Here is a 17,767-nt window from a genome sequence, read left to right as displayed (position 1 = left end):
ATCGTTTTATGTTGTATAAACATTTAGCCAAACTTCAAAAGGAGGAATTGTGGATGGGTTTAGGGGACTCTTCCTTGCCTTATTTAATGAAGTTCCCGAGCTCTAAAAAATCTTTGTGTGCTGTGTTCCTCTTTTTGTTAATACTACCATTTGCATCCTCTGGAAAAATATTTGTATGGGACGTTGGGGGAATAATACTCCATCCCAGGCTCTTCCCCGATGGGCTTTACTTCAGCACCTACGGAGAAAGGGTGTGGCTCAAGACCAATGAAACCCACTTCATATACTGGGAGCAACCTTACCTCCTCAACGGCCTTTCGGTTGGAGATAAAGTTTATATGGCTGCTGACTGGGGGCCGGCTCTGGCATTAAATCCGGCCAACAACACTCTCTACGCTTGGGAATACCCCGGCTTGCAGTTCATCCACGTCTATGCCAAAAGAGATACCGCGTACTTTGCCGGCATGCTCAACAGGACCGGTGGAGTTGGAATAGTTAAAAACGGCACCATGGTCTTTTATCGCCTCCCCAATGAGACCTTCAAAGCCTACGACGTCTTTCCAGTTCTCGACAGGGTTTACTTCACCGTTGAGTTTAAAAATGAGCCCAAGGGTGGTATTGGAGTGCTCTTCCCTGAGAACGGGACGTTCTACCTATGGCGCTTTCCCGAGAACTATTCGACTCTCGTTCCAGATGGGATAACCGTTGATGGGAACCTCACAATTTATGCGGCAATAATGGAGGGCGAGATGGCGGGCGTTGCGATGTTCGAGCCCCAAAACGCTACTTTCCACTTCCTCAAGATTATAGGCCGTCCCCTTCACGTTAAGCTCTTTGGAAACTACGTTCTCCTGATGAACTCGGACTGGGATCTGGTGCTCTTTAACCCGAGGAACGTCACTTGGACTGGAGAGGCCGTTCTCAAAAAGGAGGCCGGGAGAGCGGAGGTTATCCCCCTCGGAGGGCCCACCAAGACCCTGGAAGTCAGGCGCGGTGAGGTAGAGATAGAGCCCACGCTTGAAAAGGTGGAGAAAAGGGACTATCCCGAGGGCTACACTACCTTCTATGCAATCGCCTTCACGCACGACTTCGGTGGGGGTTATGTTGGTTCAGATGGAAAGCTAATACTCCTCGAAGAGCTGAGGCCAAAGGTTCACCTCCTCTACGAGAGTGGAACCTTAAGGGCGTGGGTGACGCCGAGGGAGTGCTTCCCGGGGCCGGTTTTCATCTACATAAACGGAAAGCTCGCGAGGTGGGGGGAGGAGGTGGAGTGGAACGCAACTTTCCTGGCCGGTGAGTACAACATCACAGCGGTCTACTTTGACGGCGAGGACGTTTACATGAATCAAACAGTGATCATAAGTGATTTAAAGCCAAAACTCCTCTGGAAAAAGTCCCTTAGAGTAAAAAATGGGACGATTATTTATGGAAAAATAAACGTGCCTGGAGCATCTGTGAACATCTCGGGGAGAACAGTCTGGACAGACTCGGATGGTTACTTCTCCTTCTTTGTAGAGAATAGAAGTTATTCCTCAACTGAAACCTCAGAACCTAAACCTAGTACTTTTAACTGGGCTGTTCTTCTCGTGGTTCTCGGTGTTACAACTGGAGCTGGAGGAATTGCCTTCTACATGAAGAAAGATAAGCGAGGGTTGGTTTTGCTACTCATGGGGCTCATCTTAATAGCAGGGTACTTTGCAGTACCAAAACCAAGAGAAGCTGTCTTAGAAGAAAAACCCCTAACTCTTTCTATCGTTGTGGTTATGCCTCCGGGCTTTTATGGTGCTAACATAACTGTATTAGTAGATGGCGAAGAAATCGGAAGGACCGATAAGAGAGGGAGACTTAATATTCCACTTGATTATGGTATTCATGAGGTTCTCCTCAGATCGGGTAATTCAACGACATCTCTTATGGTTGCAATGGCAGAGGACAGGAACTTAACGGTGCCTTTCTTCCCCGGAGTTAATGCCATCCTAAGAAATGGGCCTGGTTACAACAGTTTTTCTGCAAGTTTTGGTGAGATAACACTTAACACAATGCATGCCAATACTTATCCTTTAGGACCCATGAGCTTGAAGACTTATACTACTCCAGAGGAGTGTGAACTGTGCAAACTTAAAGCCTCTATGGTTGGCGTTGTGGAAGGTGAAACCTGTAGGTTGTGCTGCCTTGAAAGTAAAAACTTTGGACCTGCTGTGGTTTTTGCTTACTACTTCCATCTGATATGGGATGTCATAGAAAGATATCAATGCATCATTCCATGGCCTCCAATGCCTGAGACCAATGCCGTTGTAACTGGGGCTTCAATAAACTCTTATGCAAGTGACATCCGGAAAAGTCTTCCCCAGTCGGGATGGGGTGATTTGCACCCGTGTTTGGCCCCCCTTGACGGTATAGATCCCCAAGACCCGGCCAACATATGCACTATACTCGAATGTGCAGATGTCAAGTTTGACTGCAACTGTTATATGACTTGCGTTACCGGGCCTTTCAAGGTGTGGGATGCATTCGTCAAGTGTCTGGAAAATAAAGAATAGTGTGTAGAGGAGAAATGAATTCAAACCAATATCTTAAAATATTCTAAAGTCCAAAAAAGTAGTGGTGGTAGGCATGTTGAGTGAAAAAATGCTTAAGGCTCTGAATGAACAGCTAAACAGAGAGCTTTATTCTGCCTATCTGTACTTTGCTATGGCGGCATATTTTGACGATTTGAACCTTGAGGGTTTTGCCAGCTGGATGAAAGCTCAGGCTGAGGAAGAAATAGGGCATGCATTGAGATTTTACAACTACATATACGACAGAAATGGGAGAGTTGAGCTTACTGAGATTCCGCAACCTCCAAAGGAGTGGGAGAGTCCAACAGAGGCTTTTGAAGCTGCTTATGAGCATGAGAAGTTCATAAGCAAATGTATAAACGAACTGGCAGCTTTGGCTGAGGAGGAAAAAGATTACTCAACGAGGGCATTCTTGGAGTGGTTTATTAACGAGCAGGTTGAGGAAGAGGCAAGTGTAAAGAAAATACTGGATAAGCTAAAGTTCGCCAAGGACAGCCCACAGATCGTGTTTATGCTTGATAGGGAATTAGCCGCAAGAACTCCAAAGCTTCCATCCCTTTTGCTGCAGGGTGAGTGATTTCATTTTTGCCCCTTTTTACTCATTTTTGTTCTAAGAAAGACCTTTATAGTTTGAAGTCTAAATTATTTTGGTGTTCCTATGTCCCTGAAAGAGGTTCTCAAAGAGGAGCCCCACACGGGGTATATGCTGGCTAATGAGGCTATTGTAAGGGCAGCATTGGAGGCCGATGTGAAAGTTGCGGCTTTTTATCCAGGTTCTCCCCAAACAGAAATTCTCGACACCTTCGACAGGGTTTCCCGCTACCGCAACGACCTTGTTGTGGAAATAGCGGCCAATGAGAAGGTAGCCCTTGAAACAGCTGCCGGAGCCGCTTTCGTCGGTCTCAGAGGATTCACGTCAATGAAGAGCGTTGGAGGGAATGTAGCCTCAGACACCCTCTACTCGCTCGCATACACCGGCGTTAAGGGCGGGCTCGTTGTGGTTATAGCGGACGACCCTTATGCGCACTCCTCCCAGTCGGAGCAGGACGGCAGGTGGTTCGGCTATACGGCATACCTTCCGATGCTTGAACCATCCAACCCGCAGGAAGCCTACGAGATGGTAAAGAAGGCCTTCGAGCTGAGCGAGAAGTACGGGAGCGTTGTTTTGGTGAGGACAACGACGAGGGTGAACCACCAGAGCGGCCTCGTAAAGGTCGGAAAGCTTGAGAGGACGCCCTTCGATAAGCTCTCGTGGAAGGAGAACCGGAGGAGCTACGCGACCGTGGGTTCGCTCGCGAGGAAGTTCAAGGCTGAGCTTCTGGAAAAGATAGCGAAGATGAAGGAAGACCCGGAGTTTTTAGCTTTGAACCGGGTTGAATACTTCGACGGAAAGGAGGTGAAGGAGGTAAAGCCCGAAGAGGCAAAGGGAATCGGCATCATCACCTCCGGAGTTGCCTACTCCTACGTCCTTGAGAGCCTTCAGAAGCTCGAGGGAGAAGCATACATCCTCAAGCTCGGAGTCCTCAACCCGATCCCAGAGAAGCTCATTGGGGATTTCATGGAGGGCCTTGAGAAGGTGATAGTGGTTGAAGAGCTATTCCCATACATAGAGGGCTTCGTGAGGCAAATAGCGAAGGAAAGAAACCCAGACATCGAGATAATCGGCAAGAAGAGCGGCCACTTCCTTGAGATGCTCGAGTACAACGTTCCCATTGTCATCAAGGTTCTCGCTGAGGTTCTCGGAAAGGAGCTCCCCTTCGACTATGAGGGGCACTTTAAGAGGATGTGGGAGCTTGCAAAGCTCGCCCCGCCGAGGATGCCCACCTTCTGCGCAGGCTGTCCTCACAGAGCTACTTTCTGGGCCCTGAGGAGGGCGATGGGTAACATAGAGAACTACTACTTAGCAAACGATATCGGCTGCTACTCGATGCTGGCCCTTGAGCACATCGGCTGGAGTGATTCTCTCCTGGCGATGGGGGCTTCCCTCGGAATAGCCCACGGCGTCCAGCATTCCGCCCAGGAGAGGGTAGTGGCGCTTGTAGGCGATTCGACCTTCTTCCACGCCGCTCTGCCCGGAATAGTCAACGCCATCAGGAACAACTCCAAGATGACGCTAATAATCCTTGACAACGCTGTGACGGCTATGACCGGCCAGCAGGCTCATCCGGGAAGCCCCAAGAAGGTGAACCCCTACGAGAAGCGCATAGACATAGAGAGCGTGCTCCGTGGATTAGGCGTCGAGAAGATCGTGGTAATAGACTCATTCCAGGCGAGGAAGAACATAGGCAAGCTTAGAGAAGCTTTGAAGTACGACGGCCTCTCCGTGGTCATATCGAGGGGAGACTGCGCCCTCTACCACTTCCGCGAATACAGACGTGCTGGAGGAAAGATAGTCCCCTACTTCGTTGACAAGGACGCCTGCGAGAGGGCCTACAACTGCATAAGAGACTTCGGCTGTCCGGCGATAGTTATAGACGAGACCGACCTGAAGGCGAAGATCCTTCCAGAGGTCTGCGTCGGCTGTGGCGTCTGCGCTCAGCTGTGTCCACATAACGCTATCCACTCGACGGCAACCCTTTACGGCGGTGAGGACAAGCCCTACGTGACGATAGAGGATTACCGCGAGCTGGAGCAGATAATGCTCAGGAGGGGAGGACAATGAACGTTATCTACTGCGGCGTCGGCGGTCAGGGTATAGTGCTCATGTCCAACATAGTCGGGGAAGCGTGCGCGAGGAAGGGAATTCACGTGGTGAGCGGGGAGCTCCACGGCCTCTCCCAGAGAAGCGGTTCCGTTATAGTCCACCAGCGCATCGATGAAGGCCTCTCGCCGCTCATTCCCTACGGTGAAGCGGATGTAATCCTCGCCCTTGAGCCGATGGAGGCTTTAAGGTACATTTACTTCCTCAAGCCCGGAGGAGTTGTGATAACCAACACGCGCCTCATCCACCACCCCTACGAGACAGAAAACTTCGTGAAGGGCAAGATAGACAAGTACGTGACCTACGATGAGATAATTGAGAACATTAAGAGGGCTGGAGCTAAGCTCTACGAGATAGACGCCCTCAACCTGGCTGAAGAAGCAGGAACGGCCCTCGCTCAGAACGTCGTCCTCGTTGGTGCCCTAACGGCCCTTCCAGACTTCCCAATAGACAAGGAGACAATGCTTGAGGCCGTGAAGGCAAGTGTACCTGAGAAAGCTGTGGAGGCCAACGTAAAGGCCTTCGAACTCGGCTATGGGGCAATGAAGGAGCTCCTTTGATTTTTTCTTTTCCCTTTAATGTTCCAATGTTCTTTTAAACCCTGCTGGAGGAATATGAAAGGTGGTTTTTGTGAAGGTAGCAGTTGTTACAGGTGCGTCGAGGGGAATAGGCAGGGCGATAGCGGAAATACTTGCTGAGGAAGGCTACTCGCTTGCCCTGGGTGCTAGGAATGTTGAGGAGCTGGAGAAGCTCGCTGAGAGCCTGGAGACAGAAGTATTCTACCATTACCTCGACGTCTCAAGGCCGGAGAGCGTTGATGATTTTGCCAGTAGGGTTCTCCAACGCTTTGGGGAAGTTGACCTGGTCGTTGCGAACGCAGGCATTGGCTACTTCGGCAGGCTTGAAGAGATAAGGGACGAGGACTTTGAGAGGATGCTCCAGGTGAACACTCTCGGCCTCTGGAGGACGATTAAGACATTTCTTCCGAGCCTGAGGAAGAGAAAAGGGACCGTCGTGGCGGTAACTTCGGACGTTTCGGCAAGGGTCTTCCCGGGCGGAGGGCCCTATGTAGCCACAAAGTGGGCAGCGAGAGCTTTAGTCCGGACTTTTCAGATGGAGAACCCCGAGATTCGCTTCCTTGAGCTGAGGCCGGGAGCGGTGGATACTCACTTCGCTGGAAGCAAACCCGGAAAGCCAAAGGAACATGGCTTTCTCAAGCCGGAAGAGGTTGCCGAGGCCCTACGCTGTGTGTTGAAGCTCCCACCGGATGTTAGAGTTGAGGAACTCATGCTCCGCTCCGTCTATCAGAGACCGGAATTTTAAGCAAAAGGGCTGAAATTTTTAAACTTTTCTCTTTTGTTATTCTGCTTTCATTACTCACTTTTGTGTAGAAAACTTTTAAAAGCATTTTCTCTTACACAAAACTGTACCGATAATGGACGGTGATGGTCATGTTGAAAGTGGATAACCTGAGAGTTAAAGTGGAAGATAAGGAAATTTTAAAGGGTATCTCCCTCACCGTTGATGATGGAGAACTTCATGTTGTAATGGGGCCTAATGGAAGTGGGAAATCCACTCTAGCTTTGACCATAGCAGGTCATCCAAAATACCAAGTAGTAGACGGCAAAATACTCTTTGAAGGAGAAGACATAACCAACATGCCTCCCGAGGAAAGGGTCAAAAAGGGGATTTTTCTAAGCTTTCAGCATCCAGTGGAGGTTGAAGGTGTCAAGGTTATCCAGTTTTTGCAGAGAGTTTTGAAGAACCTCAAGGGGTTTGATGAGATACAGGCTTATGAGCTCATATTTAATGCTGTTCAAGAGCTCGGGTTGGATGAGTCAATACTTGCAAGGTTCTTGAACGTCGGATTTTCTGGAGGCGAGAGAAAGAAACTTGAAATGCTCCAGGCATACCTTGTGAAGCCAAAGCTTCTTATCTTGGACGAGCCCGACAGCGGGGTTGATGTGGATTCTCTAAAAATGATAGCCAATGTTATAAACAAACTTCACGAAGAAGGCACGTCGATTCTCTTGATAACCCACTACGGTAGAATCCTCGAGCACCTTAAGCCCAGCAGGGTTCACGTTATTAAGGAAGGAAAAATAGTTGCATCTGGGGGAGTTGAGCTGGTAAAGATGATAGAGGAGAAGGGTTTTGCGGCGGTGAAGGCGTTATGAGCGAATATTCCAAGCTTGAAGAAATTTTAAAGGCTGGCTCCCTTGAGGAAATACTCGGTACCGCTGTCCCCTATCCTAAGGAAATAGAACTGAAAGGAAAGATAAGCCGAGACACCGTTGAGGAACTTTCAAGAATAAAGAAAGAACCAGAATGGATGCTTAGGCATAGGTTGAGGGCTTTAGAACTTTTTGAAAGACTCCCGATGCCCAAATGGGTTGTTGGTATTGAGGAACTCGATCTGGACAACCTTATTCTTTACACCAAACCGGAGCTACAGAAGGAGGTAAGGGACTGGGATGATTTGCCAGAGAACATTAGAAAAACTTTTGAGAAACTTAACATTCCGGAAATAGAAAAGAAGTTTCTTTCTGGCTTAACAGCCGTCTTTGATAGCGAGAGCGTTTATTCTCAGCTCAAAGATGAGTTTGAGAAGAAGGGCATAATAATGGTTCCAATGGAGGAGGCCGTGAAAAAATACCCCGATTTGGTCAAGAAGTATTTCGGAAGGGTCTTTCCACCGGGTGAGCACAAGTTCTCAGCCCTTCATCATGCGCTCTGGAGTGGAGGTGCCTTCGTCTACATCCCCAAGGGGGTTAGAGTGCCTTTCCCGATAGAGGCCTTCTTCGTCATAGGCTCGGCCTTAGAGGGGCAGTTCGAGCACACTCTCCTCATAGCGGATGAGGGGAGCTACGTCCACTTCATAGAGGGCTGTTCAGCACCGATGTACAAGGGCTTCTCCTTCCACGACGGCATGGTCGAGATATACGCCCACAAGGGAGCAACCGTCAAGTTCACAACCATACAGAACTGGAGCAGGAACGTCATCAACTTCAACAACAAAAGGGCGATAATCGAGGAAAACGCCTACGTCGAGTGGATTGAGGGAAGCATAGGGAGCAGAATAACCTACACATATCCGTCAAGTGTTCTAAAAGGGGACAACGCCAGGACTGCTCAATACGTAGTCTCACTCAGCAACGGACCTTTCCTAAAGGATACTGGGGCTAAGAGCTTTCACGTGGGCAAAAATACAAGTTCAAAGATAATTTCCAAGAGCATAAGTGCCAACGGGGGAATAAACATTTATCGTGGTCTCGTTAGGATAGCCAAGGGAGCAAAGAACTCAACTGCTACAGTTTCATGTGATTCTCTCATTCTTGATGAAGAAAGCAGGGCCTACACTTATCCACACAACCAGAACGATGAGCCTTCGGCAAGCATAATTCATGAGGCAACGACTGGAAAGCTCAGTGAAGATAAGCTCTTCTACCTCAACGCGAGGGGCATAAAGGAAGAAGAAGCTAAAAGCCTCATAGTGCTTGGTTTTATAAGCGAAATTCTTGAGGGACTTCCCTTTGAATACGTTGAAGTTCTCAAGAAGGTTATAGAGCTTGAGTTCAGCGAAGTGGGAGGTGTTGGATGATGTCACTTACAATAACTGCAGAAGCGCTTGAAAAGCTCACCTATCAGAAGTACGGAGATAGCCCTACGATAAGGAGTTACACCAAATGGAAGCTGTTCGAGGAAAACTCTCCGCTAAAGCTCCCTACGGAAGCAAAAGCCAGCGAAGTGCCGGTTAGCGGACACGTTGTGTTTTCTGGAAGCGAGACAAGCTCTGATCTTCCCCCAGGAGTTGAGCTTGAGGAGGGAACCCTAGGTCTTTCTCAGCCAGAAGAGTCGAGAATTCTGGGCTTCCATTTTTATGCCCTTAAGAAAGCTTACCGGCTTAAGATAACCAAAAACTTGCTTGAACCGCTTGTAATAGTTTCCCACCTCTCTGAAAATGCTTTCATAAGCCATCACCTCAGTATTGAAGTAGAAAACACCAATGTGCCGATAATAATCTACGACCTCTCTGAAAAAGGAACAAAATCCTTTGTGGTTGAACTTAGGCTTAAAAATGCTGAAGCTGAGATCTTGACCGTTGGGAATCACAAAGCTTTGTCCCACTACCTTCTCAGAGCTACGCTTGGCGAGAGATCAAAGGTTAGAGCGTTCACTATAGTCAAGGGAGGAAAAATGAGCCACCACAGAGAAGACTACTCCCTTGAAGGAGTTGGAAGCGAACTCATCTTAAGGGGAATTCCCATAGGGATAGGCTCAGCCGTTGATTACCTAACTAATGTTCTTCAATATGGAGAGAAAAGTAAAAGTGAAACACGGGTAAACGGTTATTCCTACAAGAATGGATGGGTAGTGCACAGAGGTGTAGCAAAAGTTTTTGAAAAGGCTAAGAACTCTTCGAGTGAAGTCAGCTCCCACGTGGTCATCATGGATGAGGGATCATTAGGCGTTAGCGTGCCGATGCTTGAGGTGGACACCGGAGAGATAGAGACGGCGTCGCATTCGTCGAGCGTTGCCCAGTTTGATGAAGATGCCCTATTTTACCTACGCTCCCGTGGATTGAGCAGGGAAGAAGCCTTGAGCCTTTTTGTGCACGGCATTGGGGAGGCTTTAAGTGATCACCTAGAGAGGTTAAAGGCAAAGGCCAGAAGCAACATAATGACCCTCATTGAAGAGCTTTTGTGAGTACAATTTTGTTTACTTTTTTCTTCCTTGTAAAGCACAACTGTTATATACCCTTACAAGTAACTCTTATTATAAGTCACTAGACAGAATTTGCTTCTTTTGATTTTTGCCTTTTCGTGACTGAAAGAAGGTTTTAAAAATGAAAACGAAAAAATTTGCAGGCTTTGCCCTGCTTTTGAGTGTAGTGTTGCTTGGAGCGTTCATCTCTGGATGCATAAACCAAAGTGTTAGTACGGAAACTGTCAGCAGACCTGAGGAGACGGTAACAAAAACCGAAACCGAGACAAAAACTCAAACGGAAACAACTAACCCTACTACTACAACTCCAAAAGAGACCACAACTAGTGCTCCAGCAGAAACTATCCCCCAGCCCAGCTGGGAGGCCGATGAGGAGAAGCTTGATGGGTTAATCGAGCTCTACGACAAAGAGATAGCCAATACAAAGGAAAAGCTTGAAAAGCTCGGCCTTGAGCTTGAAAGCCCCGAAATCCAGAACTGGGAGAAATCAGCGAAGGTTCTCGCGGAGATGGCCGCCAACGAGAGCGACGTTGAGAAGAGGGTTTACATCCTCCAGAACTTGGCGGAGTTAAAGTACTACGAGGCTCTAAATATGAGGTCGCTCGTGGGAGTGGGTGCAGTTGAGACTTCCTACTGGGAGAACGCCAGCAACGGAGAGCCGATAACGGACTTCTACAACATGCGTGGCGAGTTTTTCTACATCTCGAACGGTGAGATATCAAAGCTGGGCCGCGAGGCTATGGTAGAGAAGATGATGGCGGTTAAAGGCTACCAGATGGAGGGCCTTGAGATATACCACGTCGGCACTGGAAGCGCTTTAGTGGCTATCCGCGAGGGTGGAAGAACCGTTGGGGCAGGACAGGTCTATCTTTCAATAAAGCTCTACGCCAAGAACGGCATGAAGATAAAGGCCGCAGCTGGGGGCTTCGGAGTTCTAAAGATGGTGGATCCCAACACGGGCGAGACAGTTATGCAGATAGCCCCAGACGAAAGCGGAGTTTACACGGTTCCTCCCATTAACACGACTCTCCTTGGAATATCTGACGACGGCTTTTGCTACAGACTCTTACCTCCGGACAACAACTACCTTGAGTTCCTGGACGTCCAGGACGAACCCCTTGACATAGACCAGGCGATATGCAATTTGAACGCCCAGATAGCGCCATTCGTCTTTGAGCCGACCGATAGCGACACCGGCCCCTACGACCCCACCCCGATGGAGGACCTCTATCTCATGCCTGGCCAGTACACGATTACGGCACTTTCAATGAAGGCCGACCTTAAACAGCTGGCTGAACAGCTGGTCAACCTGAACATGATCATAGGAGGAACTCACTCCGAGACAAAAGATGCGAAGAGGGTCCTTGATGCATTCCAGAGCGCCATAACGGGCTCTTCGTTGAAGGCCTCGATGCAGACCCAAAGTGAGCTGTGCTCGTGCACAATAAGCCCCCTCCTCGACGGGATATTCATGGACAAGTTCGGCGAGAAGTCCTTCGGAGAGCTTCCAAATGCGAGGGTAGTCAACATCACCTTTGGAAATGGGCCTTTCATTCCCATCCAGCTGGAGAAGGCAAAAAACGTTAGCTCGGAGGTCATGGTCTACGCCATAACCGACGCGAAGGACAGAACCACCGTGATAATCGGAGATCCGGGAACCAGAGCAGATGGCGCGGAGCTCGGAGAGGTCGAGCCGAGGTTTGCATCCATAGCCCCAAGCATGACAAGACTCGCAGCGGACTACCTCGACAGGGTATTCCTCGAAGTCTACACCGGCAGGAACCCCCAGACTGGCAAAGAAATCAAGGTAATCGCCTTCAAGGTTCTGAACACCGACGGGACGGTAGGAATTAGGACGACAGCGTTCATCGAAGACGGCCAGGTTGGTGTGGTCTCACTTCCCATAAGCGGAACCCAAGAAGGGAAGCTCTCAAACGCAGAACAGGCGAGCGAACGCTGAAAAAGTAAAGGGCATTAGTCATCCTCTCTTTCTTCCTTTTCTCTGTCTCCTTTAGCCCCTGTCTCAAATGAACCCTGCGATGAGTTTCCAATGCTCCCAACGTAGTAGCTCTGCAGAACCTCGTAGGCGCTCTGGTCGTGCTTGGAGAAGAAAACTTCAGTGGCATTGGTCCCGCAATAGGCTATTATCTCCTCCCTGCCGCCGCTGTGGGTGTCTATGAGCGAGGTAACGTTGTATACGTCGTTTCCTATCACGACCCAGCAGTCGTTCTCCGTGCTGTGCTTTGCCACCTCCTCGAGGGTTAGCCCCACGGAAGTGCTGTTAGATGCTGAAACCGAGCTTGAAAGTGACGAAGAGCCTCCGGGAACGAGCGCCAGGAGCAATACCACTGCAACTACGGCCGTCCACGCCCCTAAGACGGTCTTTTGAGTTTTTTCGCTCTTCAATGCCTCAAGCCTTTTGAGCGCAATAGCTAATCCAGCTGTCACGTGGACGTAGAGGAGGGGTATGAAGAGGTACGCCGTCAGCGCGTGAACCCTTCTTGCCGTGGAGTAGTCCAAAAGGCTTCCCAGGTTCGAAGATGGGTTTCCCATGGCTAATCCAGTTGCCATCATGACGAGGCTGGCCAGTATGAGCAGTTCCCCTGACGCTATGAGCACTTTAACGGTGTTTTTCACTCTCTCACCTCAGCACTCTTTGCAGGTACTTATGCCGAGGAGTTTATAAATTGCACAGAATCCCGTGAGGCCCGTTATGAGTGCTATCAGGCCGATAAGGAGCACGACGAGCTCGTACCTGAAGTCCCTCAGAGCCCAGAGCGCTATCAGGACTATTCCGAGCACTATCCTCAAAAGCCTGTCCATCTTGCCCTCGTTCCTCTCCATGGACATCACCTCAATTTTTTCATGAATTCAAAAGACTTATATTCATTTCCCAAGAAATTTTAGGATAGAGCCTTCAAAATGAAGGTGATCTCATGGACGAGCGCGACCTAAAGATATACCGTATCCTCAGGGAGGACGGCAGGACGAAAATCTCAACCATAGCGAGGGAGCTCGGGATAAGCCACCCCTCCGCCAGGGAGAGGCTTGAGCGGCTTGAGAGAAAGGGGGAGATAAAGGTTCAGGCCCTCCTCAACATAAGGAAGAGGGGCTTCGTCTCCGCCGTGGTGAACCTCCGCGTGAGGAGCATGGACGAGGCAGAGAGGCTCGCCGATGTCTTCGCGAGGTGTCCCAGAACGGTCTTTGTGGCAGCAACCACCGGAAAGTACAACCTCAACCTGGCCCTTGTTGCCGAGAACTACTCCGCCCTTGAGGCCACTATAGAGAACACGATACGCCCTCTGGAAGAAGTGAGAGAGATGGACGTCTCCCTCGGCTCCTCTCCAGCCTATCCTGAGTTCGTGGACTTCAAGCTCGACCCCGTTAGAGAAGTGGCCCCATGCGGAAAGGTGTGTAAGGACTGCTACCTCTACGGCAAGAAGTGCCACGGCTGTCCCGCCACGGTCTACTTCAAGGGCTTTGGGGGTGAGTGAATGCACTACCTCCATGACGAATTTAGGAAGAGAATCCAGCCGGTTGAACCTCTGGTGGAGCTTATAAGGGAGAGGATTCCCAAAAAAGGCATTCTCGTAGATTTTGGAGCCGGAACGGGGTACTTTACGCTTCCGCTGGCGAAGCTCTTTAGGGAGGTCTATGCTGTCGATATAAACGCGGAGAGGCTGGAGTACCTTAAGGAGAGGCTTGAGGAAGAGGAAATAACGAACGTAAAGCTAATCCTTGGAGATAGACTTCCCGAAGTCCGCGCCGACCTGATACTCCTATCCAACGTCCTCCACGAGCTTCCAGAGCCGGAGAGGTTCCTTAGGGAAGCGGCTAAAAGGTCTGACTACGTCCTCCTGCTCGACTGGAAGAAAATTCCCACTCCGCGCGGGCCGCCCTTGTATGAGAGAATAAGCGAGGAAGAGGCGAGGAAAATGATGGAAGAACACTTCAGCGTGGAGGCATTTAGCCTCTATCCCTACCACTACTGCCTGCTTGGAATTAGTCAGAGGTGAGTTTCATCCCTCGTCAGCTTCTTTCTAACTTCCTCTCTTATTGGTCTTAGAGCCTTCGCGTACTTCTCAAGCGTCTTGAGGAGTCTATCTACTCTCTCTTCGTATTTTTTGTCCTTCAGCTCATCGTCTTCAAAGAGGTCATCGACATTGTAAAACAGAACTTGCCCGATGGGAAGCATTTTGTAATTTACTGCCGCTAATCTAAGCTCTTGGAGAAGTCTTACTCCACCTGTAACTGACGATACGGTGACTATTCCAACAGGTAAGCTCTCGTACTCGTCAAATATTGTGTCGAGGAGTATCTTAAGCTCTCCTGGGTAGCTCCCGTTGTATTCGGGAGCAACTATCACGAGAGCATCAGCCTCAAGGATTTTTGCCCTATAGCGTTCCATTTCCGGTGTTACATTCCAGCGGTGGGTATAACAGAAGAAGTAGTCCTTCACGTCTATAAGCTCGGCATCCCAGCCAAGTTCTTTGGCCTTTCTTGTCAAATATCGGGCAACTTTCTCGCTTCGTCTTCCTTTCCTTGCCGTTCCGAGAATAACTTTGAGCTTCATGCTACCACCGTGTGGAATTTCTGCTTTGGGGCTTTAAGTTTATCCTTTCGAAGTGAAAAGCTTCGAAGTTCAAAACTTCACACTTTGTTAGGACAACCTTTTTAAATTAGGGTTACCTAATTAATCGTGAGGTGAACCAAATGGTGAGGGTTGGAGAAGTGATTTCCGATTTTGAGGCCGATGCCTACTTCCCGGAGAAAGACGAAATAGGAAAGCTCAAGATTTCGGACTACAGAGGCAAATGGGTTGTTTTAGCCTTTTATCCAGCGGACTTTACATTTGTCTGCCCAACGGAGCTTGAAGAGCTCGCTGAGTATTACGAGGAGTTCAAGAAGGAAGGTGCTGAAATAATTAGCGTATCTACTGATACAGCTTACGTTCACAAAGCTTGGCACGATCATTCCCCTGCAATCAAAAAGGTGCGCTATCCAATGCTAGCTGATCCTGCGGGGAAGATATGCAGGCTTTTTGGGACTTACATAGAGGATGAGGGGGTCTCATGGAGGGCCACTTTCATAATAGATCCGGATGGAAAAGTTGTCAGCATGGACATTCACGACAACAGCATAGGGAGAAGTGCCAAGGAGATACTTAGAAGGCTCAAAGCTTCCAAATATGTAAGAGAACACCCAGGAGAAGTCTGTCCGGCGAGCTGGGAGCCAGGCAAGGAAACTTTAAAAGTTAGCCTTGAGCTAGTTGGAAAGATCTAAACCCTTGTTCTATTATTTTTTGTTAAATATTATTCTGGAAATTTTTCATATTGCTAAGCCCATTAAGCCATGCTTCTCAAAGTTGTGGAATTATGTCGAATGTCATAAAATTACAGTTCGATATTAGAAGTAAACTGGTTTATAAAAATGGTAATTTTCTTGTGGATGGGTGCATTTAACTTTGCTATTTCGAAATTTCAATTCTGAAAGGGTAAAAATAATAAGCCGACAAAATTATTTTAGGTTGGTCTAAAATTGGAGGTGAAAAAATGATAGGGCAGTTCCTAATCACATTTAGGGAGGTATTGGAGGCTGCGATAATTGTTGCTATTATAATTGCCTACCTTAAACGTACTGGTAGGGAAAAGCAGATCAAAGACGTATGGACAGGAGTTGGATTATCAGCACTTGCCAGTGTAGTTTTAGGAGCTGCAATCCTTGCACTCTATGGAGGCCTTGAGGAGAAGGAGCTCTTTGAAGGAGTTGCCTCTTACCTGGCTGTCATAGTGCTAACGAGCATGATTTACTGGATGGCCACCAAAGGAAGGAACATCAAAGCCGAAATAGAAAGCAAGGTAAGTAGGGCCATAAACCCCTTCGCTTTAATAGGATTCACCTTCATAGTGGTTTTCAGGGAGGGTCTTGAGACGGTGCTCTTCCTTACGCCTTTCGCCACCCAGGACTTGGGAGGAACTTTAGTAGGACTCATGGGTGGTGTTATCAGCGCTCTGGTTTTGGCATACCTAATCTATGGGGTGGGAATGAGAATAAACCTGAGGACGTTCTTCTATTACAGCTCAATATTGCTCGTGTTTGTTGCCGCTGGATTAGCCGGCTACGGAACCCACGAGCTTATTGAATGGGGAGAAGAGGAAGGGATGAGTTTAGGATTCATTGAAGAACCAGCTTACAATCTCGGCATATCAGAGGACAGTATATTCCACCACAAGGGAGCTATTGGTTCAATCTTTGCGGTGCTCTTCGGCTACTCAGTGAAGATGGAGTGGGGAAGAGTGATAGTCCAGTTCGGCTACCTTATAGTGGCTCTCTATCTTGTCTTAAGGGCATATGGCAAAGAACCTTCCTTAGCTCCAAGGAATTCCAGATTAAAAAGCACTGGATGATCCTCTTTTATCCATTTTTGTCCAAAAACGTATAAAAAGGGTGAACCGTAATTCAAGCTTGGTGAGGAAAATGAATGTGAAAGAATTCAAGAAGATAGCTCTCGTTGGAGCAAGCAAAAACCCCGCTAAGTATGGGAATGTAATATTGAAAGATCTCCTCAGCAAAGGCTTTGAAGTCCTTCCAGTGAATCCGAATTACGATGAGATTGAAGGCGTGAAGTGCTACAAAAGTATCAAAGAGCTTCCAAAGGATGTGGATGTCATAGTCTTTGTAGTTCCACCTAAAGTAGGTTTGCAGGTGGCGAAGGAGGCTGTTGAAGCAGGCTTCAAAAAACTCTGGTTCCAGCCAGGAGCCGAGAGTGAGGAGATAAGGGAATTTTTAGAGAAAGTAGGGGTGGAATACAGTTTTGAAAAGTGCATAATGGTCGAGACGAGCGACAAAAAGATGTTCCTGGAGGTGTGAGAGTGTTTTATTACGTGAGAAAGTTCGAGGAAGATCTTGACTTCCTATGGGAGCGCTTCAAGAAGAGGCTTGAAGAGGAAGGTTTCCTTCTCATAGGGGAAAGGATTCCTGTAGCGATAGTGGAAAGAGAGGACGGCATTGTCGCGGACTATCATCTCTTATTTATATGTGACAAAGAGCTCGTGGCAGAGCTTGTGAAGATAGACCCAAACATAGGAGCTTTGCTCCCCTGCACGGGCTTTGGCTACCGCAGAGAGGACGGAAACTACCTCGGCGTTACTTTGCCTAGTGTGGCATGGAAGATAGCAGGGGAAGAAGTAGTTAAGCTCATGAAGCCCATGGAGGAAAGGGTTATCAAAATTATCGAGTCCCTATAATTTCAATTTTTAAAACTTTTTTGATTACTTTTTCCCACTTTGAAAAAGATAAGGGCAATAAATGTTCTATTCTAAGGTAATTCTGGTGATAGCAAAATGATGAGAGCTATATTGAAAATACCCAATATGAGCTGCCAGCACTGCGTTATGAGGATAAGCAAGGCAATTGAGAGTGTTGGAGCTAAGGGCGAGGTCAGCCTTGAGAAGAAGACTGCCGTTGTTGAGTTCGATCCTGAAAAGACAAGGCTTGAAGACATTGTAAGGGCAATAGAGCGATACGGCTACGAAGTTGAGGTGGAGTAAATGCCCATTGATCCTGTGTGTAGAATGGAAGTTAGTGAAGGAACTGAACTTAAAGCAGTATATAATGGCAAAGTTTACTACTTCTGCTCCCCTGAATGTAAGGCCGAATTTGAAGCTAACCCGGAAGAATACATTAAAGGGGAAGAGATGGAACACGAACATGGCCACAAAAGACATGGATGCTGCCACTGATCTTTTTCTTCTCTCTTAATCTTTTGGTGCACTAGAATCAG

At 48.3% G+C, this 17,767-nt stretch carries 20 protein-coding genes; 17 read left to right on the top strand and 3 right to left on the bottom strand.

The features are described from left to right. The first annotated feature begins 8 nt into the window (after positions 1-8). The 9 genes from NF859_RS02575 to NF859_RS02535 all read left to right on the top strand — a co-directional run bounded on the left by NF859_RS02575 (position 9) and on the right by NF859_RS02535 (position 11,944). Positions 9-2,540 carry a hypothetical protein gene (locus NF859_RS02575; protein ID WP_252742850.1) on the top strand — a complete coding sequence of 844 codons (2,532 nt, stop codon included), beginning with the start codon at positions 9-11 and terminating at the stop codon, positions 2,538-2,540. A gap of 73 nt (positions 2,541-2,613) precedes the next feature. Beyond that, entirely contained in the window at positions 2,614-3,135 is a 522-nt protein-coding gene (locus tag NF859_RS02570; RefSeq protein ID WP_252742849.1) for a ferritin, read from the top strand. Positions 3,136-3,216: 81 nt separating this feature from the next. Then, complete coding sequence (locus tag NF859_RS02565; protein WP_252742848.1) at positions 3,217-5,220, top strand: thiamine pyrophosphate-dependent enzyme; 2,004 nt, start codon at positions 3,217-3,219, stop codon at positions 5,218-5,220. Then, the gene (gene iorB / locus NF859_RS02560) at positions 5,217-5,819 is read left to right on the top strand and encodes an indolepyruvate ferredoxin oxidoreductase subunit beta (protein WP_252742847.1); all 603 of its coding nucleotides are present in this window, start codon (positions 5,217-5,219) and stop codon (positions 5,817-5,819) included. Before NF859_RS02565 ends, iorB begins: the two co-directional genes overlap by 4 nt. Positions 5,820-5,889: 70 nt before the next feature. After that, positions 5,890-6,582: an SDR family oxidoreductase gene (locus NF859_RS02555; protein ID WP_252742846.1), complete on the top strand. Its 693-nt coding sequence runs from the start codon at positions 5,890-5,892 to the stop codon at positions 6,580-6,582. Between the two features lie 128 nt (positions 6,583-6,710). Further along, positions 6,711-7,436: a Fe-S cluster assembly ATPase SufC gene (gene sufC / locus NF859_RS02550; RefSeq protein WP_252742845.1), complete on the top strand. Its 726-nt coding sequence runs from the start codon at positions 6,711-6,713 to the stop codon at positions 7,434-7,436. Then, positions 7,433-8,860, top strand: a complete 1,428-nt coding sequence (gene sufB, locus NF859_RS02545; RefSeq protein ID WP_252742844.1) for a Fe-S cluster assembly protein SufB — start codon at positions 7,433-7,435, stop codon at positions 8,858-8,860. Before sufC ends, sufB begins: the two co-directional genes overlap by 4 nt. Then, a complete protein-coding gene (locus NF859_RS02540) occupies positions 8,860-9,966 on the top strand; it encodes a SufD family Fe-S cluster assembly protein (protein WP_252742843.1) in 1,107 nt (368 codons plus the stop codon). Before sufB ends, NF859_RS02540 begins: the two co-directional genes overlap by 1 nt. A gap of 139 nt (positions 9,967-10,105) precedes the next feature. Then, positions 10,106-11,944 (top strand): hypothetical protein, encoded by a 1,839-nt coding sequence (locus NF859_RS02535; protein WP_252742842.1) that lies wholly within the window; start codon positions 10,106-10,108, stop codon positions 11,942-11,944. Positions 11,945-11,958: 14 nt separating this feature from the next. Here NF859_RS02535 and NF859_RS02530 read toward each other — a convergent pair whose 3' ends face one another. Together NF859_RS02530 and NF859_RS02525 are read right to left on the bottom strand one after the other, a co-directional pair. Beyond that, positions 11,959-12,621: a cytochrome b5 domain-containing protein gene (locus NF859_RS02530; protein ID WP_252742841.1), complete on the bottom strand. Its 663-nt coding sequence runs from the start codon at positions 12,619-12,621 to the stop codon at positions 11,959-11,961. A 9-nt stretch (positions 12,622-12,630) separates the two neighbouring features. After that, a complete protein-coding gene (locus tag NF859_RS02525) occupies positions 12,631-12,828 on the bottom strand; it encodes a YgaP family membrane protein (RefSeq protein ID WP_252742840.1) in 198 nt (65 codons plus the stop codon). Positions 12,829-12,920: 92 nt separating this feature from the next. Between NF859_RS02525 and NF859_RS02520 the strand changes: the two genes are divergently transcribed. Together NF859_RS02520 and NF859_RS02515 are read left to right on the top strand one after the other, a co-directional pair. After that, positions 12,921-13,478 (top strand): Lrp/AsnC family transcriptional regulator, encoded by a 558-nt coding sequence (locus NF859_RS02520; RefSeq protein WP_252742839.1) that lies wholly within the window; start codon positions 12,921-12,923, stop codon positions 13,476-13,478. Further along, the gene (locus NF859_RS02515; protein WP_252742838.1) at positions 13,479-14,000 is read left to right on the top strand and encodes a class I SAM-dependent methyltransferase; all 522 of its coding nucleotides are present in this window, start codon (positions 13,479-13,481) and stop codon (positions 13,998-14,000) included. Here NF859_RS02515 and NF859_RS02510 read toward each other — a convergent pair. Beyond that, positions 13,991-14,557, bottom strand: coding sequence for an NADPH-dependent FMN reductase (locus tag NF859_RS02510; RefSeq protein ID WP_252742837.1), 567 nt, complete (start codon positions 14,555-14,557; stop codon positions 13,991-13,993). The genes NF859_RS02515 and NF859_RS02510 overlap by 10 nt on opposite strands. Positions 14,558-14,697: 140 nt before the next feature. On the opposite strand from NF859_RS02510, the gene NF859_RS02505 reads away from it, so the two are divergent. From NF859_RS02505 to NF859_RS02480, 6 genes are all read left to right on the top strand, one after another. After that, positions 14,698-15,267 (top strand): peroxiredoxin, encoded by a 570-nt coding sequence (locus NF859_RS02505; protein WP_252742836.1) that lies wholly within the window; start codon positions 14,698-14,700, stop codon positions 15,265-15,267. A gap of 269 nt (positions 15,268-15,536) precedes the next feature. Next, on the top strand, positions 15,537-16,391 hold the full coding sequence (locus tag NF859_RS02500; protein WP_252742835.1) for an FTR1 family iron permease: 855 nt from the start codon (positions 15,537-15,539) through the stop codon (positions 16,389-16,391). Positions 16,392-16,461: 70 nt separating this feature from the next. Then, positions 16,462-16,854 carry a CoA-binding protein gene (locus NF859_RS02495; protein WP_252742899.1) on the top strand — a complete coding sequence of 131 codons (393 nt, stop codon included), beginning with the start codon at positions 16,462-16,464 and terminating at the stop codon, positions 16,852-16,854. A gap of 2 nt (positions 16,855-16,856) precedes the next feature. Then, complete coding sequence (locus NF859_RS10685) at positions 16,857-17,231, top strand: DUF302 domain-containing protein (RefSeq protein WP_087037022.1); 375 nt, start codon at positions 16,857-16,859, stop codon at positions 17,229-17,231. Positions 17,232-17,327: 96 nt separating this feature from the next. Beyond that, positions 17,328-17,534 carry a heavy-metal-associated domain-containing protein gene (locus NF859_RS02485; RefSeq protein ID WP_252742834.1) on the top strand — a complete coding sequence of 69 codons (207 nt, stop codon included), beginning with the start codon at positions 17,328-17,330 and terminating at the stop codon, positions 17,532-17,534. Further along, entirely contained in the window at positions 17,535-17,726 is a 192-nt protein-coding gene (locus tag NF859_RS02480; protein ID WP_252742833.1) for a YHS domain-containing protein, read from the top strand. It begins immediately after the preceding gene. Positions 17,727-17,767: the final 41 nt, after the last annotated feature.

The sequence above is a fragment of the Thermococcus alcaliphilus genome (genome assembly GCF_024054535.1).
Lineage (GTDB): Archaea > Methanobacteriota_B > Thermococci > Thermococcales > Thermococcaceae > Thermococcus_A > Thermococcus_A alcaliphilus.
The sequence above is the reverse complement of the archived record's forward strand: the minus strand, read 5'-3'. Positions and strand labels throughout refer to the sequence as shown.

Bases quoted from the DNA above. Each gene is read 5' to 3' on its own strand.
- NF859_RS02575 (WP_252742850.1), top strand. From the start codon at position 9: ATGTTGTATAAACATTTAGCCAAACTTCAAAAGGAGGAATTGTGGATG.
- NF859_RS02570 (WP_252742849.1), top strand. From the start codon at position 2,614: ATGTTGAGTGAAAAAATGCTTAAGGCTCTGAATGAACAGCTAAACAGA.
- NF859_RS02565 (WP_252742848.1), top strand. From the start codon at position 3,217: ATGTCCCTGAAAGAGGTTCTCAAAGAGGAGCCCCACACGGGGTATATG.
- iorB (WP_252742847.1), top strand. From the start codon at position 5,217: ATGAACGTTATCTACTGCGGCGTCGGCGGTCAGGGTATAGTGCTCATG.
- sufC (WP_252742845.1), top strand. From the start codon at position 6,711: ATGTTGAAAGTGGATAACCTGAGAGTTAAAGTGGAAGATAAGGAAATT.
- sufB (WP_252742844.1), top strand. From the start codon at position 7,433: ATGAGCGAATATTCCAAGCTTGAAGAAATTTTAAAGGCTGGCTCCCTT.
- NF859_RS02540 (WP_252742843.1), top strand. From the start codon at position 8,860: ATGTCACTTACAATAACTGCAGAAGCGCTTGAAAAGCTCACCTATCAG.
- NF859_RS02535 (WP_252742842.1), top strand. From the start codon at position 10,106: ATGAAAACGAAAAAATTTGCAGGCTTTGCCCTGCTTTTGAGTGTAGTG.
- NF859_RS02525 (WP_252742840.1), bottom strand. From the start codon at position 12,828: ATGGAGAGGAACGAGGGCAAGATGGACAGGCTTTTGAGGATAGTGCTC.
- NF859_RS02520 (WP_252742839.1), top strand. From the start codon at position 12,921: ATGGACGAGCGCGACCTAAAGATATACCGTATCCTCAGGGAGGACGGC.
- NF859_RS02515 (WP_252742838.1), top strand. From the start codon at position 13,479: ATGCACTACCTCCATGACGAATTTAGGAAGAGAATCCAGCCGGTTGAA.
- NF859_RS02510 (WP_252742837.1), bottom strand. From the start codon at position 14,557: ATGAAGCTCAAAGTTATTCTCGGAACGGCAAGGAAAGGAAGACGAAGC.
- NF859_RS02505 (WP_252742836.1), top strand. From the start codon at position 14,698: ATGGTGAGGGTTGGAGAAGTGATTTCCGATTTTGAGGCCGATGCCTAC.
- NF859_RS02500 (WP_252742835.1), top strand. From the start codon at position 15,537: ATGATAGGGCAGTTCCTAATCACATTTAGGGAGGTATTGGAGGCTGCG.
- NF859_RS02495 (WP_252742899.1), top strand. From the start codon at position 16,462: ATGAATGTGAAAGAATTCAAGAAGATAGCTCTCGTTGGAGCAAGCAAA.
- NF859_RS02485 (WP_252742834.1), top strand. From the start codon at position 17,328: ATGATGAGAGCTATATTGAAAATACCCAATATGAGCTGCCAGCACTGC.
- NF859_RS02480 (WP_252742833.1), top strand. From the start codon at position 17,535: ATGCCCATTGATCCTGTGTGTAGAATGGAAGTTAGTGAAGGAACTGAA.